15 protein-coding genes, 19 tRNA genes and 3 rRNA genes are annotated in these 20,923 nt (G+C 43.9%); 6 read left to right on the top strand and 31 right to left on the bottom strand.

Features of this window, described 5'->3' with window-relative positions; translation table 11 throughout:
- Positions 1–45: 45 nt before the first annotated feature.
- A complete protein-coding gene (locus AJGP001_RS05120; RefSeq protein ID WP_058385980.1) occupies positions 46–708 on the top strand; it encodes a B3/B4 domain-containing protein in 663 nt (220 codons plus the stop codon).
- A 60-nt stretch (positions 709–768) separates the two neighbouring features.
- Here AJGP001_RS05120 and AJGP001_RS05115 read toward each other — a convergent pair whose 3' ends face one another.
- Positions 769–1,905 carry an Ig-like domain-containing protein gene (locus tag AJGP001_RS05115; RefSeq protein ID WP_078080220.1) on the bottom strand — a complete coding sequence of 379 codons (1,137 nt, stop codon included), beginning with the start codon at positions 1,903–1,905 and terminating at the stop codon, positions 769–771.
- Positions 1,906–2,145: 240 nt separating this feature from the next.
- Here AJGP001_RS05115 and AJGP001_RS05110 point away from each other — a divergent pair, with 240 nt between their 5' ends.
- Complete coding sequence (locus tag AJGP001_RS05110; RefSeq protein ID WP_078080219.1) at positions 2,146–3,192, top strand: C45 family autoproteolytic acyltransferase/hydrolase; 1,047 nt, start codon at positions 2,146–2,148, stop codon at positions 3,190–3,192.
- A 41-nt stretch (positions 3,193–3,233) separates the two neighbouring features.
- Here the strand turns inward: AJGP001_RS05110 and AJGP001_RS05105 are convergent, their stop codons facing one another.
- On the bottom strand, positions 3,234–4,286 hold the full coding sequence (locus AJGP001_RS05105; RefSeq protein ID WP_078080218.1) for a C45 family autoproteolytic acyltransferase/hydrolase: 1,053 nt from the start codon (positions 4,284–4,286) through the stop codon (positions 3,234–3,236).
- 416 nt (positions 4,287–4,702) lie between these two features.
- Here AJGP001_RS05105 and AJGP001_RS05100 point away from each other — a divergent pair, with 416 nt between their 5' ends.
- The 3 genes from AJGP001_RS05100 to AJGP001_RS05090 are packed head-to-tail and all read left to right on the top strand — an operon-like array spanning position 4,703 to position 7,210.
- Positions 4,703–5,899, top strand: a complete 1,197-nt coding sequence (locus AJGP001_RS05100; protein WP_071153388.1) for a M20 family metallopeptidase — start codon at positions 4,703–4,705, stop codon at positions 5,897–5,899.
- Between the two features lie 47 nt (positions 5,900–5,946).
- Positions 5,947–6,774 carry a DUF3100 domain-containing protein gene (locus AJGP001_RS05095; protein ID WP_058385985.1) on the top strand — a complete coding sequence of 276 codons (828 nt, stop codon included), beginning with the start codon at positions 5,947–5,949 and terminating at the stop codon, positions 6,772–6,774.
- Positions 6,758–7,210: a hypothetical protein gene (locus AJGP001_RS05090; RefSeq protein WP_078080217.1), complete on the top strand. Its 453-nt coding sequence runs from the start codon at positions 6,758–6,760 to the stop codon at positions 7,208–7,210. The genes AJGP001_RS05095 and AJGP001_RS05090 overlap by 17 nt, the downstream gene beginning before the upstream one ends.
- A 164-nt stretch (positions 7,211–7,374) precedes the next feature.
- On the opposite strand, the gene AJGP001_RS05085 is transcribed toward AJGP001_RS05090, so the two are convergent.
- From AJGP001_RS05085 to AJGP001_RS04965, 25 genes are all read right to left on the bottom strand, one after another.
- Positions 7,375–7,458, bottom strand: a tRNA-Leu gene (locus AJGP001_RS05085).
- A gap of 105 nt (positions 7,459–7,563) precedes the next feature.
- On the bottom strand, positions 7,564–8,562 hold the full coding sequence (locus AJGP001_RS05080) for an inorganic phosphate transporter (protein WP_058385987.1): 999 nt from the start codon (positions 8,560–8,562) through the stop codon (positions 7,564–7,566).
- A 15-nt stretch (positions 8,563–8,577) separates the two neighbouring features.
- Complete coding sequence (locus AJGP001_RS05075; RefSeq protein ID WP_071153387.1) at positions 8,578–9,195, bottom strand: DUF47 domain-containing protein; 618 nt, start codon at positions 9,193–9,195, stop codon at positions 8,578–8,580.
- Between the two features lie 210 nt (positions 9,196–9,405).
- Positions 9,406–9,489 (bottom strand) — tRNA-Leu (locus tag AJGP001_RS05070).
- A 9-nt stretch (positions 9,490–9,498) separates the two neighbouring features.
- Positions 9,499–9,572 (bottom strand) — tRNA-Cys (locus AJGP001_RS05065).
- A gap of 6 nt (positions 9,573–9,578) precedes the next feature.
- Positions 9,579–9,653 (bottom strand) — tRNA-Gly (locus AJGP001_RS05060).
- Positions 9,654–9,659: 6 nt separating this feature from the next.
- A tRNA-Gln gene (locus AJGP001_RS05055) sits at positions 9,660–9,731 on the bottom strand.
- Positions 9,732–9,742: 11 nt separating this feature from the next.
- Positions 9,743–9,818, bottom strand: a tRNA-His gene (locus tag AJGP001_RS05050).
- Positions 9,819–9,858: 40 nt separating this feature from the next.
- Positions 9,859–9,934, bottom strand: a tRNA-His gene (locus AJGP001_RS05045).
- An 18-nt stretch (positions 9,935–9,952) separates the two neighbouring features.
- A tRNA-Trp gene (locus tag AJGP001_RS05040) sits at positions 9,953–10,026 on the bottom strand.
- A gap of 6 nt (positions 10,027–10,032) precedes the next feature.
- Positions 10,033–10,116: transfer RNA gene (locus AJGP001_RS05035), tRNA-Tyr, on the bottom strand.
- A gap of 3 nt (positions 10,117–10,119) precedes the next feature.
- Positions 10,120–10,195 (bottom strand) — tRNA-Thr (locus tag AJGP001_RS05030).
- Positions 10,196–10,213: 18 nt separating this feature from the next.
- Positions 10,214–10,289: transfer RNA gene (locus AJGP001_RS05025), tRNA-Phe, on the bottom strand.
- 17 nt (positions 10,290–10,306) lie between these two features.
- Positions 10,307–10,382 (bottom strand) — tRNA-Asp (locus AJGP001_RS05020).
- Between the two features lie 3 nt (positions 10,383–10,385).
- Positions 10,386–10,462: transfer RNA gene (locus AJGP001_RS05015), tRNA-Met, on the bottom strand.
- 68 nt (positions 10,463–10,530) lie between these two features.
- Positions 10,531–10,606, bottom strand: a tRNA-Val gene (locus AJGP001_RS05010).
- A 7-nt stretch (positions 10,607–10,613) separates the two neighbouring features.
- Positions 10,614–10,688: transfer RNA gene (locus AJGP001_RS05005), tRNA-Glu, on the bottom strand.
- 20 nt (positions 10,689–10,708) lie between these two features.
- Positions 10,709–10,798: transfer RNA gene (locus tag AJGP001_RS05000), tRNA-Ser, on the bottom strand.
- 5 nt (positions 10,799–10,803) lie between these two features.
- Positions 10,804–10,878: transfer RNA gene (locus AJGP001_RS04995), tRNA-Asn, on the bottom strand.
- An 11-nt stretch (positions 10,879–10,889) separates the two neighbouring features.
- A 5S ribosomal RNA gene (gene rrf / locus AJGP001_RS04990) occupies positions 10,890–11,005 on the bottom strand.
- 137 nt (positions 11,006–11,142) lie between these two features.
- A 23S ribosomal RNA gene (locus AJGP001_RS04985) occupies positions 11,143–14,074 on the bottom strand.
- 121 nt (positions 14,075–14,195) lie between these two features.
- Positions 14,196–14,271, bottom strand: a tRNA-Ala gene (locus AJGP001_RS04980).
- Between the two features lie 8 nt (positions 14,272–14,279).
- Positions 14,280–14,356: transfer RNA gene (locus AJGP001_RS04975), tRNA-Ile, on the bottom strand.
- Between the two features lie 121 nt (positions 14,357–14,477).
- Positions 14,478–16,028: ribosomal RNA gene (locus tag AJGP001_RS04970) — 16S ribosomal RNA — on the bottom strand.
- Together the 16S, 23S and 5S rRNA genes with 18 tRNA genes alongside form the textbook arrangement of a ribosomal RNA operon.
- Before the next feature lie 655 nt (positions 16,029–16,683).
- Positions 16,684–17,550 (bottom strand): nucleotidyltransferase-like protein, encoded by an 867-nt coding sequence (locus AJGP001_RS04965; RefSeq protein ID WP_071153292.1) that lies wholly within the window; start codon positions 17,548–17,550, stop codon positions 16,684–16,686.
- Between the two features lie 263 nt (positions 17,551–17,813).
- On the opposite strand from AJGP001_RS04965, the gene AJGP001_RS04960 reads away from it, so the two are divergent.
- Positions 17,814–18,167, top strand: a complete 354-nt coding sequence (locus tag AJGP001_RS04960; protein WP_058385990.1) for a YgzB family protein — start codon at positions 17,814–17,816, stop codon at positions 18,165–18,167.
- 95 nt (positions 18,168–18,262) lie between these two features.
- Here AJGP001_RS04960 and perR read toward each other — a convergent pair whose 3' ends face one another.
- The 4 genes from perR to bcp all read right to left on the bottom strand — a co-directional run bounded on the left by perR (position 18,263) and on the right by bcp (position 20,812).
- The gene (gene perR / locus AJGP001_RS04955) at positions 18,263–18,706 is read right to left on the bottom strand and encodes a peroxide-responsive transcriptional repressor PerR (protein ID WP_058385991.1); all 444 of its coding nucleotides are present in this window, start codon (positions 18,704–18,706) and stop codon (positions 18,263–18,265) included.
- A gap of 121 nt (positions 18,707–18,827) precedes the next feature.
- Positions 18,828–19,379 (bottom strand): cob(I)yrinic acid a,c-diamide adenosyltransferase, encoded by a 552-nt coding sequence (locus tag AJGP001_RS04950; RefSeq protein WP_071153291.1) that lies wholly within the window; start codon positions 19,377–19,379, stop codon positions 18,828–18,830.
- Positions 19,380–19,381: 2 nt separating this feature from the next.
- A complete protein-coding gene (locus AJGP001_RS04945) occupies positions 19,382–20,323 on the bottom strand; it encodes a D-2-hydroxyacid dehydrogenase (protein ID WP_071153290.1) in 942 nt (313 codons plus the stop codon).
- Between the two features lie 12 nt (positions 20,324–20,335).
- Positions 20,336–20,812, bottom strand: coding sequence for a thioredoxin-dependent thiol peroxidase (bcp, locus tag AJGP001_RS04940; protein WP_078080216.1), 477 nt, complete (start codon positions 20,810–20,812; stop codon positions 20,336–20,338).
- Positions 20,813–20,923: the final 111 nt, after the last annotated feature.

Below are 20,923 nucleotides of genomic sequence, written 5' to 3'. Positions count from 1 at the left end.
TCTATGATACGATAATAAAAACCCATACGCGAAAGGAAGATTGCAATGAAGCTGACAATCGATCCTCAAATAAACGAGATTCTAGGCGATTTTAAAATTGGCATCATTCTTTATAACAATATCACCGTTTCCGATTCACCTCAAATGTTAAAAGGCCGTTTGCAACTTTTTCAAGAGCAATTGTATTTCGAGTTAGAAGATAAAGACTTTACCGATTTTCCTGGTTTGCTCGAATGGCAACTAATATGGAAAGCATTAGGAGCCGATCCAAGTCGTTACCGACCGTCTGCTGAAGCATTATACCGTCGTATTAAAAAGCAAAATTATTTATCCGTCGTCGATTCTGCTGTCGACATGAATAGCTTTTTGTCGCTCCAATACGAAATTCCACTAGGTCTTTACGATGCTGATAAAATTTCAGGCGATATTGAAATTACGGTTGGAACCAGCACAGACCGCTATGAAGGCTTAAATAACCGCACCAATACATTGACTGGTATTCTCGTATCCAAAGACGACGAAGGCGCTTTCGGTAGCCCTTATGTCGATTCTAAACGGACGGCTGTTACAGAACAGACAAAAAATGCAGTACATATTTTTTATCTGCGTCCTTCTATGCAAAAAGATACGGCTTTGCAGCTGCTTACCGCCGCTTCGAATATGTTTACCGGTATTAACGGCGGAAATGCCGAGTTTTATGTTATCTAGTAAAAATACAAAAGACCGACACTTTCAATTTTGAAAGTTGTTGGTCTTTTGTATTTTTACTTATTTTTTAACAACTACTTTTGTAGTCTTATTGCTAATGTTCCCGGCTTTATCTTTTGCCGTTACTTCAATTGTTGTACCTGTTTTCTGCGCTTTTATCTTCACAGAATAATTACCCTTTGCATCAGCTTTCACTGAACCTAACACTGTTTTCCCTACTTTTGCTGTAACTGTAGCATTTGCTTCTACTTTACCGGTTATTTTTAAGTCCTTACTAGTAATTTTATTGATTGTTGGTTTTGCTGGGGCTGTCTTATCTGCTACCGTTACTGTCGCATTTGAACTTTTGTTTTTTGCACTGTCTTCCGCTGTAATATTCAATTTCACACCAGCTTTTTGAGCAGCTATTTTAGTGGAAAACACGCCTTTTGTTGTAGCTTTTGTTGTGGCTATAACCTTACTGCCATTTTTTATTGTAACTGTGGAATTTGCTTCAGCTTTCCCAGTAATAACTAAATCGTTATTGTCAATTGCGTTAACAGTCGGTTTAGATGGGGCAACGTTATCTATAAAGGATGTAGCCATAATGTATAGATCTGATGAGCCATTGCTGTAATCATCTGCATCAATTACTGGAATATAATAAGTGCCTGCCTTAGCTTGATAAACTTGAATTTCTACTTTACCGTCATAATCACTAGCTAAATAGCTAAGCTTTCCCGTGTCTTTAAAATCTTTTTCAGTTGCCATGAACAAAAGGTCGATTTCATAAGACGTTGTTCCCCCACCAACAGCCAACATACCGTCGCTTGGAACGATCACTTTGTAAAAATCCAAATCATAATAAGGTAGTAATTGTCCTACCGTGGGTTTTGAATAAGATAATTGATTAGCGAAATCAAAGTCATCATTTGGTTCTTGCTCTATCAGGTAATCTGAAGCTGCGCGGTTAACTGTAGATGTATTAGCTTGTGTAACCGAGTGTTTCTGAATCAACAACTCTTTTTGTAGCTGTGATTCTAGTTGCTGAATAGTCGAAGATTTCAGTAGTTTTTGTTCAACAGGCAATTTCTTTTGAAAGGTTGATAATTGTTTAACTGCCTGTGAATATTGTGTATTTGCAAATGTTGTTTCCGTTGATACCGTCAAAGCTAAAAGACCTGATAAAAATAATAGAACCCCTGTTTTTTTACTCATATTAATCCCCTTTTTAATGATTACTTTTACCTACTGGAATATCATACAATATATAACAAACCAAGCCTAGTTATTTTTTATTGTAAAAAAGTCTTCCCTACAGATAAGTTAAATGCACGACGAGATCACTCATTAACAACTAGTACAACACAACTAGTAGTCCATAGGCATATTCTTTTCTATTTGCCTATAAATGCAGTAAACTCTTCTTACATTAATTAGTAAAAGAGGGGTCAATACGTGAAACGAGTACACAGTGACATCGTCCAGTTTCGTGGAAGCCATTACGATTTTGGTCAAATGCAAGGAGAATTATTGAAAAAGTCCGTAATTCTTGCCAACCGCCAAAAACAACGAACAGCTTCCAGTCGCCATTTGATTATAGATGAACAACGCGCTAAAAACATATTGCAAACGTTAGCACCACGTGTGTGGGAAGAAATTAACGGCCTTGCTGATGCGTTAAATTGGTCGTTGCATGATGCCATTCGAGAATTCGGCGGCTATTATTTAGAATACACACGAAGTGGCTGTTCGATTTATACCGAATCCGACTTTATGGTTCGCAATTACGATAGTTCCCCACAAGGCTATGAAGGTCGACTTGCTTTGTATCAACCAACTGATGGTGGATTTGCCACGATTGGCCCGACGATGCAAATAACCGGTCGCACGGATGGTATGAATGAAAAAGGACTTGTTATGGGGTATAATTTTATCAATCGACGCAACTCTGAAGATGGTTTTATTTGCAATATGATTGGTCGGTTGATTTTGGAAAATTGCGCTACCATTGATGATGCAGTCGAGTTATTAGAAGAACTGCCTCATCGTCGTTCGTTTAGTTATGTCTTACTTGATCGTACAGGAAAATCAGTGGTCGTTGAAGCATCGCCTCGTTTTGTCGCCGTTCGTGAATCCGCTGTGTCGACCAATCATTTTGAATTGCTCGTAGAAGAAAATCGGTACCAACTTGATGATTCCCGCAGAAGAGAAGACGCTATGTTAAAGCAACAACAAAATAAAATCGATGCCTATAGTGCATTTCGTCTATTAAACGACTCGAATCAAGGTGTCTTTTCAACAAAGTACAGCACCGCTTCAGGAACCTTGCATACCGCTTCTTACTTTCCGCGTAGTCTCGAAATTGGATTTGCTATTGGTCCTGACCGTTTGCCACTGATGCTCGATTTCGATAAATGGTTACAAGGTGAGCGACTATACGCCAAACGGATCAACGGGAACATTGACACACATTTTCCATTTGCTCATATGGCAGAACTATAAAAAACAGGCGCCAGCAACTAAATTGCTGGCGCCTGTTTTGTTTAGCTGAATTGTTTGTCGACATGTGCAAAGCCAATATCCGTATCTACTACTCCATGGATTTGCTGAATGTTCAAATTTCCTCCGCGTAGCCAGCCTGCGAAATCAAAAACGGTTGGCTGTTGATTTCCACCGAGTGCAAACCAAACTTCTTTGTCTTTTGGCAAATAAAGAGATGTGTGAATCGTCCCCGCCCAGCTCTTGTAAAGCTTCGAAAATACACCTTTGCCTGTGTCGTTAAATAAACGAAATGCTTTCAATGCGTCTGCCGTTTGGCTTTGCTGACTTTGAATAACTTCTAAACGGTCAAACGAATCCTTTAAATAATTGCGGTTTTCGTGCTGCTGAATTTCAAAATGATTGGTGCATGCGTTACTGATGCGGACATCAACCGAGCGAGGGCTTGCTTCGATGATGCGTGTTCTTCCGCTTGTATCTGTGACAATATAGCTGAACGACCCACGGTGAGGAAGCTGTTTTAACAGTTCCACCGCTTCTTCAATTGTTGCACAAGTTTCTAGAATAATCCGCCCGATTAAATAACACACAAAGCCGTCTCCTGGCTTTTTTCGGTGTGTAAAATTATAGCCCATGGCAAGTCCTTTTTCATTCATGCCATCCATCCGTCCGATAATTCGTGATGTTGGACCAATCGTCGCATAGCCCCCGTCGTCTGGTTGAAACAAACTAAAACGTCCTTCATAGGTCTGCGGGTGAAAATCATAATTTCGAACCATAAAATCTGTGCCTGTCACGATCGAACAGCCAGATGGCATGGCATCGATTCGGTATCCACCAAAATCGCGCAGCACTTCCTCCATCGGCAAGCCGAGACTCTCCTGCAGACCCATTAACTCATGCCAGATCCGAGGAGCAAATTTGGAATAAGCTTCTGCCGTTTTTGCCACATCTATTTTAAATCGTGGCCTTTTTGCTTTCCACTGCTTTTGTCGATTCTCCAATATTATACTATTCTTTAACAGCTCTCCTTGCTTGAATCCAAAATCGTAATGACTTCCTCTAAACTCTAAGATGTTACTATGTATAGATTTCATCAAATTCTCCTTTATAGTGCAGAATCACTGATTAGGTTTTAGCATACACATTTACGATAAAAAACTCAAAAGCAGCGTTTGAAAAGTTGTTCTTAAATTAAAGAAATAATTCCTTATTAAATTCGATCCTTATTATTAAGTAAAGCAACTTACTCTTTCTACTCTTCATTTTGTTTATCCAGTTGATTTTGCTATTTCAACTGCATAAACACATCAATCCAAGTATTCTTTATAGTTATACTACTAACATATTCCACAGTCGTTCTCATAGATAGTCCTTATTAATCCTAAATATACTTTTTACACCAGAAATGGAATTTAATATAACTGAATACTTTTTATTTTCCGCAAAAGCACCTTAAAATTCACTGAAAATTATGATAGGATAAGACTATTATTCTAAAGGAGGGTTTTTTTTGGATCAACTATTCACTAAGCTCGATAAACTGTACGACGAGATTGTCGATATTCGGCGCCATCTTCATGAATACCCAGAACTATCTTTTGAGGAGGTGGAAACAGCCGAATATATTGCTCTTTTCCACGAAAAATTAGGTCACGAAGTCCGTAGAAATGTTGGTGGTAACGGTGTGCTGGCCTACTTAAAAGGTGACAAACCTGGTCCAACTGTTGCTTTGCGCGCGGACTTTGACGCCCTACCGATTCAAGAACAAACAGACGTGCCTTTTAAATCTAAAAATGACGGTGTCATGCATGCTTGTGGCCATGATGGCCATACGGCGAGTCTACTCGGTCTAGCGAAAGCATTAAATAGTATGCAATCAGAAATTGAAGGTACCATTGTCTTTTTGCACCAGCACGCAGAAGAACTACCACCCGGCGGAGCCATCGCCATGATTGAAGACGGCTGTCTCGATGGCGTCGATGTTATTTTTGGTACGCATTTACAAGCCCAAATGCCTCTTGGAGAAATTGGTTATCGTTCAGGTCCTCTTCAAGCCGCTCCAGATCGCTTTGACATTAAAATCCTTGGAAGAGGTGGGCATGCTGCAAGCCCTCACGATACAAAAGACAGCATTGTCATTGGGGGACAACTGATTAATAACTTGCAACAAATCGTCAGCCGCCGAATCAATCCATTGGAATCTGCTGTTGTCTCGATTTGTAATTTCGAAGCTAAAAATCCCTATAATGTTATCGCGGACACGGCTGAAATGACTGGAACTGTACGGACATTCAAAGAAGACATTCGTAGTTTTATCGAAGAAGAAATTGAACGCGTCATTGCAGGAACTTGTCTCGTTTCAGGAGCAGATTATGAATATACCTATACACGCGGTTATCCAACAACAGTCAATCACGAAGAAGAAACAAATTTTCTAGCAGCTCTCGCATCCTCTGTCCCTGGAGTAGAAGAAGTTAGAGAAACACCACCTGTCATGGGTGGCGAAGATTTCTCGTATTACCTTCAACATATAAAAGGAACGTTCTTTTTTACAGGTGCACAGAGCCCAGACAACACAGAGGCTTACCCACATCACCATCCAAAATTTGATATTGATGAACGTTCTTTGCTGATAGCCGCAAAAGCATTAGGCACAGCGGCACTTAACTATGCGAAAAAATACCAGTCTGCTACCAACGCAAGCTAATCACTAACGGAGAGCCAGTTCTCCCACATAAAAGGAGTAGATGTTACATGGGCGAACAAGCTTTTAAATTGTGGAAAGATTGGCGGCTACATGTCATCGTTTTAGCGATTGTAGCCGTGACTGAGTCGATTGGTACATTCGCTATTCCAGTTGGACCTGGGACCATTCTATTGTTGCCGATGCTTTATGCAGTTGTGATTGGTCTCGGATTGTATTTCACTCCACTGGTAACCGATAAACAATCGATTAACGCAGAACCTTTAGTATTTCTCTCAGTTTCTGTACTGATAGCTAAATTCGGAGTCCAAGCAGGACCCGCTCTGCCTCAAATCATCGAAGCCGGTCCTGCTCTATTGTTACAGGAATTTGGTAACCTTGGCACGATCTTATTAGCTCTTCCTTTAGCTGTATTTCTAGGACTCAAGAGAGAAAGCATCGGTATGACGCATTCTATCGGACGAGAAGCCAACCTTGCTCTGATTACCGATAAATATGGTTTATCCTCTCCCGAAGGACGCGGCGTTATGGCTATGTATATTTTTGGTACCGTCTTCGGATCGATTTTTATTGGGTTGATATCAGGCTTTTTAGCTACTGTGACGCCCCTGCATCCGATTTCTTTCGCCATGGCGACAGGTGTGGGCAGCGGTAGTATGGCAGCGGCTTCTCTAGGTCCTTTAATTGCCGCATTTCCTGAGATGAGTGAAACCTTGACTGCCTTTTCAGGAGTCAGCAACTTAATTTCTTCAGTAACAGGTCTATACATGAGTATTTTTATTGGTTTGCCCTTAACGGTTAAACTGTATGAGATTCTCTCTAAAAACAAAGAGAAAAAAGCAGCGAAAGGAAGCGTAGATTATGATAAAAAGTCTTAAAGAATGGATACTGGTCTTTATGATTATTGGTGTGATCATGCTGATTGGTAATTGGATTGGCTACGATATACTTCCTTGGGATGCGCTTCCCGGAATAGCCATCCTAATAGGCATTAGCCTGGCCGGATTGGTTATTCACCGCTTACTACCATTCAAGTTGCCTAGCATCGCTTACATCGGCATTATCGGTCTAATATTGACAATTCCGGGTATGCCGGGAGCAGCACAAATTGTCACTTACACAACAGAAGTTACTTTATTAGCAATTGCTACGCCTATCTTAGCTTATGCCGGCGTATCCATTGGCCGTTCATGGTTCGACTTTGTGCAATTAGGTTGGAAAACTATCGTAATTGGCATGGTGGTTCTGCTCGGAACATTTCTTGGCTCAGCAGTCATTGCGGAAATTATCCTTCGATTTCAAGGAATTATTTAACGTTAACCAAAAGACCACCGCAAAAGCTTTAGCTTTTGCGGTGGTCTTTTTACTAGTTCTTTAAAAATCTATTTACTGCTACTTACCCTCAGCAATCCATCTTAAAAATTCCAAAAAGAAAAGCCCAACAATAATGTCAGGGCCTCTCATCTAATCTTGCAGGATACCGGCGGTCGGGGTCGAACCGACACTCCGGTGAAGGAACGGGATTTTGAGTCCCGCGCGTCTGCCAATTCCGCCACGCCGGCAAGTATTTCTTTAGCGGACAAGAATTATTATAGCACATCTCATTTCGCTCGCCAATACTTTATTCGTATAACAAATAATTTTGCAAAAACAGGTGTTTATCTTTTTTACAAAACCAAATTAAGAAGAAAGTAGAAGACAGCGGCTAACATCGCCGATATTGGCATTGTAATCACCCAAGTGATTAACATAGTCTTGGCTGTCCCCCACTGAACGCCTTTAACACGATGCGCTGCCCCAACTCCCATTATAGAAGACGAAATAACGTGAGTTGTACTAACTGGCAAGTGAATCAGAGTAGCACCAAAAATTACTGCTGCACCTGTCAAATCAGCTGCTACACCATTAACTGGACGAATTTTCATGATTTTCCCGCCCACCGTTTTAATAATTCGCCAACCGCCAACCGAAGTCCCTAACGCCATCGCTAGGGCACATGTAGCTTGTACCCACAATTGGATATCATCAGAGCTTTGATAATTATTCACAATCAATGCCAACGTAATAATCCCCATCGCTTTTTGCGCATCATTCGTACCATGGGAAAATGACTGCAATGCAGCAGTGGCAATTTGAATTAATCTAAAATTCTTATTTGTTTTTGTTAAATTATGATCTTTGAATACTATTTTAAAAACACTATACATGAGATAGCCCACGACCAAAGCAAGAATTGGCGAAAAGATTAAAGCTTGCAAAATTGCTAGAAAGCCACTGTAATTAAGAGCTGCAAAGCCAGCCCCTGCAATAGCTGCTCCAGCTATTGAACCAATTAACGCGTGTGAGGAGCTACTTGGAATTCCATAGTACCAAGTCAACAAATTCCATGTAATAGCCGCTAATAAAGCTGCTAGAATAACGACAGAGCCATTATCGAGCGCAAAAGGATCGACGATATCCTTGGTTATTGTTTTAGCAACACCCGTAAAAGCCATAGCACCGACAAAATTCATAATGGCCGCAAGCATAATTGCACGTCTCGGTGTTAGTGCTTTTGTAGAAACCGCAGTAGCTATCGAATTTGCCGTATCATGAAACCCATTGATAAAGTCAAATATTATAGCAAAAATGACAATCAAAACTGTTAACAGCAATACCATATCCATTAGTCATTTTGCTCCTTAGGCGTTTTTCATAATAATTGATTCGAATGTATTCGCGACTTGCTGACAATGATCAGCAATTTCTTCTAACTCTTCGTATATGTCCTTGTATTGAATAATTCGAATCGGATCTTTTTCAGTTTGAAACAGATTTTTTATGGATCGACGCAGGACGGCATCACATTTAGATTCGTAATCTTTAATTTTAATCGCATGAGATCTCATCTGAGGCAACTTCTTAGAAACCATTAGTTCGACTGCCATTTCTATCTCAATCGTGCTCAATCGAATTGCTTCAACAAATTCAAGCATGTATTCATCTGCTTCTACTATTGAATACATATCAAATCGTGCAGCTGTGTGTTCTAAACCGTCTAATACATCATCCATACTCATTGCTAAAGCCAATATATCTTCTCGTTCAATTGGCGTAATAAATGCGTTGTTAAGATCTTGGATTATGGAATGTATAAAAGAATCTCCTTTTGTTTCATAATCCTTCATAGTGTTCGAAAAAATGATCAAGTCATTACTAGCTTTTAATTTATACTCAGCAAAATAAGCTGCACTTTCTTTTAAATTCAACGCAATGTCACTCAACTGCAATGCAAACTTATCTTTCTTTTTGAAAGCCATTTTCTCTACCTCCACTATTTTCGCAACATAATTTCTCAGCTAAATTATAATAGCTTATTTCTCGAGATATTAACACTATCTATATAATCAATTTACAAATTTTTGTTGAAACCGAATTTCCAGTTTAATCTAAACTCAATAAAAAAACCTCTTAACTATGATTTCTCACAGTTAAGAGGTTTTTGAAAGAGCAGGCAGGCTCTTTCGTGATACCGGCGGTCGGGGTCGAACCGACACTCCCGTGAAGGAACGGGATTTTGAGTCCCGCGCGTCTGCCAATTCCGCCACGCCGGCAAAATATTATGGAGGCGGCAACCGGACTCGAACCGGTGATAAGGGTGTTGCAGACCCATGCCTTACCACTTGGCTATGCCGCCAAATATTGGAGCGGAAGACGAGGTTCGAACTCGCGACCTCCACCTTGGCAAGGTGGCGTTCTACCACTGAACTACTTCCGCTTAAAGCTGGGGTACCTGGATTCGAACCAGGGCATGACGGGATCAAAACCCGTTGCCTTACCGCTTGGCTATACCCCACTAGTAAAAGATGGGGCGGACGAGGGGAATTGAACCCCCGAGTGCCGGAATCACAATCCGGTGCGTTAACCACTTCGCCACGACCGCCACTTTATTATTTATAAGTTCACTTAATGAAATGAAAACATGGGGCGGACGAGGGGAATTGAACCCCCGAGTGCCGGAATCACAATCCGGTGCGTTAACCACTTCGCCACGACCGCCATCATAAAATTTAAAATTGGCAGGGGCAGTAGGAATCGAACCCACATCGGAGGTGTTGGAGACCTCTGTTCTACCGTTAAACTATGCCCCTAAAAACTGGTGGTGGGGGGCAGATTCGAACTGCCGAACCCGAAGGAGCGGATTTACAGTCCGCCGCGTTTAGCCACTTCGCTACCCCACCTAGTGGTGCCGGAGAAAGGAGTCGAACCCTCGACCTACTGATTACAAGTCAGTTGCTCTACCAACTGAGCTACTCCGGCACAAGTATTAATAAAAAATGGTGGGTCAGGACGGAATCGAACCGCCGACACTTAGAGCTTCAATCTAATGCTCTACCGACTGAGCTACTGACCCACTTTATTTATTGAAAATGGCGGTCCCGACCGGGATCGAACCGGCGATCTCCTGCGTGACAGGCAGGCATGTTAACCGCTACACCACGGGACCATTTGGTTGCGGGGGCAGGATTTGAACCTGCGACCTTTGGGTTATGAGCCCAACGAGCTACCGAACTGCTCCACCCCGCGACAATACTATTTTCTTACGATTAACATTGTGAAATTTAAAAACAACGCGTTCACTATGTAACTGTAAATGGTGGAGGATGACGGGATCGAACCGCCGACCCTCTGCTTGTAAGGCAGATGCTCTCCCAGCTGAGCTAATCCTCCATGAAATTGGTGACCCCTACGGGATTCGAACCCGTGTTACCGCCGTGAAAGGGCGGTGTCTTAACCGCTTGACCAAGGGGCCGTGCTTTTAAAAAGAACTTCTGGCGGAGAGCAAGGGATTCGAACCCTTGAGACGGTTGCCCGCCTACATGATTTCCAATCATGCTCCTTCGGCCACTCGGACAGCTCTCCATATTTGGCTCCGAAGGTAGGACTCGAACCTACGACCATCGCATTAACAGTGCGGTGCTCTACCACTGAGCTACTTCGGAATAATTATTCAGACTGGCAACGTCCTACTCTCACAGGGGGAAACCCCCAACTACCATCGGCGCAAAAGAGCTTAACTACCGTGTTCGGGATGGGAACGGGTGTGGCCTCTTTGCCATCATTACCAGACTGAATTTATTTTGAAAGACAAGTTTTATTATACCATTAGTACCGGTTTTTTCAAGCTTTTTTTACAAAAACTTTCTTATTCTTTCAAAACTGGATAAACGACAGGTGAAACAGGCAAGTTTTTCGCATACAGTATGTTGGTTAAGTCCTCGATCGATTAGTATTCGTCAGCTGCACGTATCGCTACGCTTCCACCTCGAACCTATCTACCTCATCGTCTTTGAGGGATCTTACTTGCTTGCGCAATGGGAAATCTCATCTTGAGGGGGGCTTCGTGCTTAGATGCTTTCAGCACTTATCCCGGCCACACATAGCTACCCAGCGATGCCCTTGGCAGAACAACTGGTACACCAGCGGTGTGTCCATCCCGGTCCTCTCGTACTAAGGACAGCTCCTCTCAAATTTCCTGCGCCCGCGACGGATAGGGACCGAACTGTCTCACGACGTTCTGAACCCAGCTCGCGTACCGCTTTAATGGGCGAACAGCCCAACCCTTGGGACCGACTACAGCCCCAGGATGCGATGAGCCGACATCGAGGTGCCAAACCTCCCCGTCGATGTGGACTCTTGGGGGAGATAAGCCTGTTATCCCCGGGGTAGCTTTTATCCGTTGAGCGATGGCCCTTCCATGCGGAACCACCGGATCACTAAGCCCGTCTTTCGACCCTGCTCGACCTGTACGTCTCGCAGTCAAGCTCCCTTCTGCCTTTACACTCTACGAATGATTTCCAACCATTCTGAGGGAACCTTTGGGCGCCTCCGTTACTCTTTAGGAGGCGACCGCCCCAGTCAAACTGCCCGCCTGACACTGTCTCCCAAGCCGATCAGGCTTGTGGGTTAGAATTTCAATACAACCAGGGTAGTATCCCACTGACGCCTCCTCCGAAGCTAGCGCTCCGGAATCTCAGGCTCCTACCTATCCTGTACAAGTTGCACCAAAATTCAATATCAGGCTACAGTAAAGCTCCACGGGGTCTTTCCGTCCTGTCGCGGGTAACCTGCATCTTCACAGGTACTATAATTTCACCGAGTCTCTCGTTGAGACAGTGCCCAGATCGTTACGCCTTTCGTGCGGGTCGGAACTTACCCGACAAGGAATTTCGCTACCTTAGGACCGTTATAGTTACGGCCGCCGTTTACTGGGGCTTCAATTCGCACCTTCGCTTGCGCTAAGCACTCCTCTTAACCTTCCAGCACCGGGCAGGCGTCAGCCCCTATACGTCACCTTACGGTTTTGCAGAGACCTGTGTTTTTGCTAAACAGTCGCCTGGGCCTATTCACTGCGGCTCTCTCGGGCTATTCACCCTACCAGAGCACCCCTTCTCCCGAAGTTACGGGGTCATTTTGCCGAGTTCCTTAACGAGAGTTCACTCGCTCACCTTAGAATTCTCTTCTCGCCTACCTGTGTCGGTTTGCGGTACGGGCACCTCCCGCCTCGCTAGAGGCTTTTCTTGGCAGTGTGAAATCAGGGACTCAAGGGTAAACCCTCTTGCCGTCACAGCTCAACGTATTAGAAATGGGATTTGCCTCATTTCACGCCTCACTGCTTGGACGTGCACAACCAACGGCACGCTCTCCTTATCCTTCTGCGTCCCCCATTGCTCAAACGGCGGGGAGGTGGTACAGGAATATCAACCTGTTGTCCATCGTCTACGCCTATCGGCCTCGACTTAGGTCCCGACTAACCCTGAGCGGACGAGCCTTCCTCAGGAAACCTTAGGCATTCGGTGGACGGGATTCTCACCCGTCTTTCGTTACTCATACCGGCATTCTCACTTCTAAGCGCTCCACCAGTCCTTCCGGTCTGACTTCAACGCCCTTAGAACGCTCTCCTACCACGGATCTCTAACGAGATCCATCCACAGCTTCGGTAATCCGTTTAGCCCCGGTACATTTTCGGCGCAGTGTCACTCGACCAGTGAGCTATTACGCACTCTTTAAATGATGGCTGCTTCTAAGCCAACATCCTGGTTGTCTAAGCAACGCCACATCCTTTTCCACTTAACGGATATTTGGGGACCTTAGCTGGTGGTCTGGGCTGTTTCCCTCTTGACTACGGATCTTATCACTCGCAGTCTGACTCCCAAGCATAAATCACTGGCATTCGGAGTTTGTCTGAATTCGGTAACCCGGGATGGGCCCCTAGTCCAAACAGTGCTCTACCTCCAGGATTCTCAATCTTGAGGCTAGCCCTAAAGCTATTTCGGAGAGAACCAGCTATCTCCAGGTTCGATTGGAATTTCTCCGCTACCCACACCTCATCCCCGCACTTTTCAACGTGCGTGGGTTCGGGCCTCCAGTAAGTGTTACCTTACCTTCACCCTGGACATGGGTAGATCACCTGGTTTCGGGTCTACAACTGCATACTCTGTCGCCCTATTCAGACTCGCTTTCGCTGCGGCTCCGCCTTCTCAGCTTAACCTTGCATGCAATCGTAACTCGCCGGTTCATTCTACAAAAGGCACGCCATCACCCATTAACGGGCTTTGACTACTTGTAGGCACACGGTTTCAGGATCTATTTCACTCCCCTTCCGGGGTGCTTTTCACCTTTCCCTCACGGTACTGGTTCACTATCGGTCACTAGGAAGTATTTAGCCTTGGGAGATGGTCCTCCCAGATTCCGACGGAATTTCACGTGTTCCGCCGTACTCAGGATCCACTCTGGAGGGATAGGGTTTTCGGCTACGGGGCTGTTACCCGCTGCGGCGGACCGTTCCAGGTCGCTTCGCCTAATCCTATCTTTTGTAACTCCGTATAGAGTGTCCTACAACCCCAAGAGGCAAGCCTCTTGGTTTGGGCTGATCCCGTTTCGCTCGCCGCTACTCAGGGAATCGCATTTGCTTTCTCTTCCTCCAGGTACTTAGATGTTTCAGTTCCCTGGGTCTGCCTTCTCATGTGCTATAGATTCACACATGGATACTACCCGATTAAAGGCAGTGGGTTCCCCCATTCGGAAATCTCCGGATCACAGCTCACTTACAGCTCCCCGAAGCATATCGGTGTTAGTGCCGTCCTTCTTCGGCTCCTAGTGCCAAGGCATCCACCGTGCGCCCTTTCTAACTTAACCACTGGTTAATTAAAAAGTTGTGACGAAATCGTCACGCGTACTTGAATTACTTGCATTTGTTTCAATGTCGTTTTATCCAGTTTTCAAAGAACAAAGTCATCATTTCTACTTGCAAAATGATTGGTGGAGCCTAGCGGGATCGAACCGCTGACCTCCTGCGTGCAAGGCAGGCGCTCTCCCAGCTGAGCTAAGGCCCCAAGAAGAATGGTGGGCCTAAATGGACTCGAACCATCGACCTCACGCTTATCAGGCGTGCGCTCTAACCAGCTGAGCTATAGGCCCTCTTGAGTATAATTGTAATACTGATAAAAGATCAATTCAATGTCACCATTGAAAATGAACCTTCAAAACTGAACGCAAAACGTCAACCCCGAGCCAAGCTCGGTTCCGAATTTATCCTTAGAAAGGAGGTGATCCAGCCGCACCTTCCGATACGGCTACCTTGTTACGACTTCACCCCAATCATCTGTCCCACCTTCGGCGGCTGGCTCCACAAGGGTTACCTCACCGACTTCGGGTGTTACAAACTCTCGTGGTGTGACGGGCGGTGTGTACAAGGCCCGGGAACGTATTCACCGTGGCATGCTGATCCACGATTACTAGCGATTCCGGCTTCATGCAGGCGAGTTGCAGCCTGCAATCCGAACTGAGAACGGTTTTCTGGGATTGGCTTGCCCTCGCGGGGTTGCAGCCCTTTGTACCGTCCATTGTAGCACGTGTGTAGCCCAGGTCATAAGGGGCATGATGATTTGACGTCATCCCCACCTTCCTCCGGTTTGTCACCGGCAGTCACCTTAGAGTGCCCAACTGAATGCTGGCAACTAAGATCAAGGGTTGCGCTCGTTGCGGGACTTAACCCAACATCTCACGACACGAGCTGACGACAACCATGCACCACCTGTCACCACTGTCCCCGAAGGGAAAAGTGTATCTCTACACCGGTCAGTGGGATGTCAAGACCTGGTAAGGTTCTTCGCGTTGCTTCGAATTAAACCACATGCTCCACCGCTTGTGCGGGCCCCCGTCAATTCCTTTGAGTTTCAGCCTTGCGGCCGTACTCCCCAGGCGGAGTGCTTAATGCGTTAGCTGCAGCACTAAGGGGCGGAAACCCCCTAACACTTAGCACTCATCGTTTACGGCGTGGACTACCAGGGTATCTAATCCTGTTTGCTCCCCACGCTTTCGCGCCTCAGCGTCAGTTACAGACCAGAAAGTCGCCTTCGCCACTGGTGTTCCTCCACATCTCTACGCATTTCACCGCTACACATGGAATTCCACTTTCCTCTTCTGCACTCAAGTTCCCCAGTTTCCAATGACCCTCCACGGTTGAGCCGTGGGCTTTCACATCGGACTTAAGGAACCGCCTGCGCGCGCTTTACGCCCAATAATTCCGGACAACGCTTGCCACCTACGTATTACCGCGGCTGCTGGCACGTAGTTAGCCGTGGCTTTCTGGTGAGGTACCGTCAAGGTACCAGTAGTTACTTGGTACTTGTTCTTCCCTCACAACAGAGTTTTACGATCCGAAAACCTTCGTCACTCACGCGGCGTTGCTCCGTCAGACTTTCGTCCATTGCGGAAGATTCCCTACTGCTGCCTCCCGTAGGAGTCTGGGCCGTGTCTCAGTCCCAGTGTGGCCGATCACCCTCTCAGGTCGGCTACGCATCGTCGCCTTGGTGGGCCATTACCCCACCAACTAGCTAATGCGCCGCGGGCCCATCCTGCAGTGACAGCGAGATGCCGTCTTTCCGTGCAGCCTCAGGAGAGGCCGCAAACTATTCGGTATTAGCACCGGTTTCCCGGAGTTATCCCGATCTGCAGGGCAGGTTGCCCACGTGTTACTCACCCGTCCGCCGCTAAACAATGGGAGCAAGCTCCCATTGTTCCGCTCGACTTGCATGTATTAGGCACGCCGCCAGCGTTCGTCCTGAGCCAGGATCAAACTCTCCATTATAGAGTAGTGTTGATTGCTCAATACTGCTGGCGTATCGCCGTCCGAAGACGCACGATTCGCTTTGATCTGCGTGATGCTGATCAGTAAGTTGTCGTCACGAACACCGAGAAGGAAAACAACTTCGCTCTGGTTGCCAAAGGCAACCTTCGCAAAAGCCGTTCTCGCACCAAGGTGCTCGTGACGTCTTTCGTTGACGTTTTGCTGTTCAGTTTTCAAGGTTCAATGTGTTCGTTCTGTAAAAGCAACTTCTCTAATTTAACATTGTCTTCCGAGAGAGTCAAGCTTTTTTATTATTGTAAAAAACTTAATTTCTCTTAGCGACGTGTATTATCATAATACAGATCCACTTAATATGTCAACGGTTAAAGCAAAATATTTTCAAAAATATTGCTCGTCTTAATAATTAGGCTGTTAAATCATTATTCTTTAGTGAATTCTGGCAAAAGAAAAGCTGTTACCAAAGTCCAAATATCCGACTTTCAGTAACAGCTACCAATTCAATTCAGTTCTTGGCACTTATTTTTGTCTCTACATAATCCTTGTAATCCCCTTAACTGCTCCAGTCTTCCTAACTTAATCGCTAAGGGAAAAGCACAACAACGCGCATTTCATTTTTCGCTCATTCGAAAGAGCATTCACTTCTCTAAAGCACCCTTTATTTTTTTACGTAATAATACCTGTGGAAAATCCCTTCGCTCTTAGTCGTTACCCCGTTAATAAAAATCAATTCTTTATCTACTAAATATTCGATGAACACTTCAAGATCAGAAGAATAGTTTTTCAATTCTTCTTGCTCGTGTAACTCCTGTATCGTCCAGCTACTTTGTTTCTCCATAACTTCTCTTATATGAAGAGCTCCGTCTTGTGTCCGCGAATGAATATAAAATTCACTCGCTAAAAATAACAATTCTAGCCGTTTATCAATAGGCTCATCACTCGAAATCAATTCTTCGTAGAGCTTGTAGATGGCGGGTTCCATTTGTTTAACTTGCGACCAAACAGTCACTTCTGGAGGCAAACCATTTTCTAGCACTGCCAATCGCGCTAAATGATGTAGCGATTCGACCATATGATTATAGGCATCCATGTAGTTCTTTTCTTCAAAAAACACTTTTCCTTCCATATAACGACGAATTAGTTTTGCAAATTCCATACCCATCTTGATTTTCCGTCCGTAGAAAGGATAGTCTTTTAGCTCGATCTTTAACTTTTCCATGAATTCGTTCCGGTCGTAGATTACGCGACCATAAAACAACCAGTCAACAATTTTTCGATTTGTCCCTAGCAGCAGCCATTTATGTAATTGCTTTTCGGTAACGATGTGCATTGCTGCTTTTTTAGCTAGATACGTATAATGTTTTGTAAATACGGGTGTCTCGTTTTCCTTGGTGATAATTAACAAGATCGAATCGAACGTATCTGTAATCTGACTTAGCTTTTCTCTTTTTTCAACTAAGATCACGCCAAGTGTACTTTCTTGGCTGGCACGTTCTTGATAAATAGGTCGTAGTATTTGTTCCATTTGTTTTCACTCCTTGCTGTCTCTATCGCATTCTGCTATAAAGCTGAACAGAGTCGTTAGTTATAAACTACAGCTTGTTTTCATTTCCCCATCGTCTGCTAGACTTTGCCATTCTCTTTTTCTCAAACCTTACTGTCACTTTCGTTGATTCCTACCCTTCTTTATTTCGACATATTTATTACGGATTCCTTCATTTGAAAACCGATATCACTTTTTAAGAACATTTATGATATAGTATGATGGATGCAAGGAGGAAATAAATCATGAAACCTTATAAAAATAAAATCAATCGCATTCGGACGTTTGCGTTAGCGCTAATCTTCATTGGTATTGTCATTATGTATGTCGGCATCTATTTTAGAAATCACCCTATTGTCATGGTGATTTTCATGTTGCTTGGTGTTGTAGCGATTATTGGCAGTACAGGTGTCTATGCTTGGATTGGGTTGCTGTCTATGAAAACCGTACCCGTGGAATGTCCTAATTGTGGAAAACATACAAAAATGCTGGGTCGCGTAGATATTTGCATGCATTGTAACGAGCCATTGACAATGGATCGCTCACTTGAAGGAAAAGAGTTTGATCAAGACTACAATAAAAAAAGTTCACAACATTAAAAACAACCAGCGAATGAACATTTCGCTGGTTGTTTTTCACTGCATACAAAAGAGCTTACCGCTAATTGCAATAAGCTCTTTTTACTTTTAGAAATTTATTGGGCTTTTGCCGTTTCGCTTAAGCAATTCTGGCATGTTCCATAAATTTCGAGACGGTGATAATCCACTTGGAATCCAGTCACGTGAGAAGCTAGATGTTCAACCTCATCAAGTCCGGGATAATGGAAATCAACAATCTTTCCGCAATCATTGCAGATAATATGATAATGATCATGTGTCACAAAGTCGAAACGGCTTGAAGAATCTCCATAAGTCAGCTCTTTTACCAATCCCGCTTTTCTGAACACCCGTAAATTATTATAAACAGTTGCAACACTCATATTAGGAAACGTTTTTTCAAGCGCGCGATAAATGTCATCCGCTGTTGGGTGTGTTGTCGAGTGAATCATGTACTCCAAAATCGCATGGCGTTGGGGCGTGATTCTTACACCTGTTGACTTCAAAGCATCAAGCGCGTCTTTTAATTGTACTTCAGACATCGCCGTGCACCTCACTTCATAGATATTCTTACATTATAATCGTTATAAACAGTGTACCTAATGAAAGTGCTAGATGTCAAGAAATCACTATATGCCCACCGGTCGCTCCGCATCTCTTACTTTATTTTTCATGTAGTCCTTTTTCTTTACGACCAAGGCGCTGGTTAACTAGGCGTGCTGCAACAAACAAAAAGTCGGATAAGCGATTTAAATACGCCAAAACTAGTGGAGAAACGTCCGTTCCGGTGGATAAAACCGTCCGTTCCGCTCTTCTGACGACAGTCCTAGCCACATGAAGTGTCGCACCGGACGGATGTCCTCCTGGCAAAATAAAGTTAGTAAGTGAAGAAACTTTTGCGTCGTAGTGATCCACCCATTGTTCTAGCTTTGAAATATCTTGTTCTGTTAGCTTCCATTTTACTTGTTTGCCTTTTGGCGTAGCGAGTTCAGCCCCTACATGGAATAAGGTCGTTTGGATTTCATGGAAAACTTCACATAATGCTTCTTTTTCTTCAAAAAACTCCATAGTCATATGCCCTACCGATAAACCGATCAAGGAGTTTGCTTCATCACAAGTTCCATATGCTTCAACTATCGCATCATTTTTCGCCACTCGCACTCCATAAACTAACGAAGTAGTCCCGTTATCCCCCGTCTTCGTATAAATTTTCATGCTCAATACCCCTTTTCCATGTCAACCAGATTAGTTGGAACGGTTCTATTGACGAGCCATTTTTTGAGATTCGGTATAAATATATCTAAGGTACGCTCTACATACTTGCTAGATTTACTTGAGATGTGAGGTGACACGACGACATTATCCATTGTCCAGTAAAGATGATCCTCCGGAAGCGGTTCCTGCTCAAAGACATCTAAAACCGCAGAAGCAATCTCTTCTTTTTGCAGTGCATTCAAAAGAACTGCATCAGCGACTAAATCGCCTCTTCCGAAATTCATAAAGATGGCTGTTTTTTTCATTGCTTTGAAATGCTCTTCCTTTAATAGATATTTTGTTTCAGTTGTACTCGGCAAAATTGATATCACATAATCTGCCTGCGATAGTTTTTCAAGAATTGCTTCGAATGAGATCATTTCATCCATATGAGGTGCCTGCGTTCCTGAACGGTTGCAACCAATCGTTTTGACACCAAACGCCTGTAGCAATCGACCGATTTCTGAACCAATCGCGCCCGGTCCAAGGATCAACGCTGTCGAATCTTTCAATTCAACAGAACCTACTCTTCTATTCCAATCTTGGTTGCGCTGATTTTGATAAATTGACGGCAACGAGCGCTCGAGAGATAAAAGATGAGCCAGAACAGATTCAGCCATAGGGATTTTGTGAATGCCTTTAACGTTAGACACCGTAATGTCACGATTCTTAATGGCTTGATGAGGCAGTTTTTCGATACCGGCACTAGCTACCATAATCCACTGCACGTTTTTAGCAGCGGCAATATCTTCTGCCGTTAAATCTTCTCCATAAGTGACGATAACGTCTGCAGACGCTAAACGCGTTTTATCTTTATAGAGAAAATAGAACTCAATTTTGGGGAATTCAGTTTTCAACCTCTGTTGTTGATCTTCTTTTGGAACGAATGTAAACAGAATCTCCATAACTCTCTCTCCTTATTGATCGCTAATTGTTTTCAAGGTTTCTAAAACGTCTTGGATATGATTGGGTACTTTAACTTTGCGCCACACGTTAACGATTGTTCCTGTCGGATCGATTAAATAAGTCGCGCGTTCAATGCCCATAAACTTTTTCCCGTACATATTTTTTTCTACCCAAACCCCATACTTTTCTGAAACTTGATGATCTTCGTCGACCAACAATGAAAATGGCAAACCATGTTTTTCGATGAATTTATTGTGGAGATCTTCTGAATCTGCACTGACCCCGAGAATCACAGCGTTGAGTGCTGAAAAATCAGCTTGCGAATCGCGGAAGTCACAAGCTTGCGTTGTACAACCGGGCGTCATATCTTTCGGATAAAAATAAAGAACCACATATTTACTACCAGAAAAATCCTTTAGAGAAACAGTCTCTCCCGCTTCGTTTTTTAACGAAAAGTCTGGTGCTTGCACACCGGTTACTGCTGACATCTTCATCACTCCTTTTCTTTTCCTTATCGTACCGAACCCAAGCGCTAGTTTCAATTTCTTTGGCGTTTATGCACAAGATTGTCTACAATAAAGAATAGACTAACCAATAGG

Source organism: Planococcus faecalis, from assembly GCF_002009235.1.
In the GTDB taxonomy this organism is placed as follows: Bacteria; Bacillota; Bacilli; order Bacillales_A; family Planococcaceae; genus Planococcus; species Planococcus kocurii.
This window is presented reverse-complemented; position numbering and strand designations above follow the sequence as displayed.

Bases quoted from the DNA above. Each gene is read 5' to 3' on its own strand.
- AJGP001_RS05120 (WP_058385980.1), top strand. From the start codon at position 46: ATGAAGCTGACAATCGATCCTCAAATAAACGAGATTCTAGGCGATTTT.
- AJGP001_RS05075 (WP_071153387.1), bottom strand. From the start codon at position 9,195: ATGGCTTTCAAAAAGAAAGATAAGTTTGCATTGCAGTTGAGTGACATT.
- AJGP001_RS04950 (WP_071153291.1), bottom strand. From the start codon at position 19,379: ATGAAAATTTATACGAAGACGGGGGATAACGGGACTACTTCGTTAGTT.
- bcp (WP_078080216.1), bottom strand. From the start codon at position 20,812: ATGTCAGCAGTAACCGGTGTGCAAGCACCAGACTTTTCGTTAAAAAAC.
- AJGP001_RS05090 (WP_078080217.1), top strand. From the start codon at position 6,758: ATGATAAAAAGTCTTAAAGAATGGATACTGGTCTTTATGATTATTGGT.
- AJGP001_RS04965 (WP_071153292.1), bottom strand. From the start codon at position 17,550: ATGGAACAAATACTACGACCTATTTATCAAGAACGTGCCAGCCAAGAA.
- AJGP001_RS05105 (WP_078080218.1), bottom strand. From the start codon at position 4,286: ATGAAATCTATACATAGTAACATCTTAGAGTTTAGAGGAAGTCATTAC.
- AJGP001_RS05115 (WP_078080220.1), bottom strand. From the start codon at position 1,905: ATGAGTAAAAAAACAGGGGTTCTATTATTTTTATCAGGTCTTTTAGCT.
- AJGP001_RS05095 (WP_058385985.1), top strand. From the start codon at position 5,947: ATGGGCGAACAAGCTTTTAAATTGTGGAAAGATTGGCGGCTACATGTC.
- AJGP001_RS05080 (WP_058385987.1), bottom strand. From the start codon at position 8,562: ATGGATATGGTATTGCTGTTAACAGTTTTGATTGTCATTTTTGCTATA.
- AJGP001_RS04960 (WP_058385990.1), top strand. From the start codon at position 17,814: ATGAAACCTTATAAAAATAAAATCAATCGCATTCGGACGTTTGCGTTA.
- AJGP001_RS04945 (WP_071153290.1), bottom strand. From the start codon at position 20,323: ATGGAGATTCTGTTTACATTCGTTCCAAAAGAAGATCAACAACAGAGG.
- perR (WP_058385991.1), bottom strand. From the start codon at position 18,706: ATGTCTGAAGTACAATTAAAAGACGCGCTTGATGCTTTGAAGTCAACA.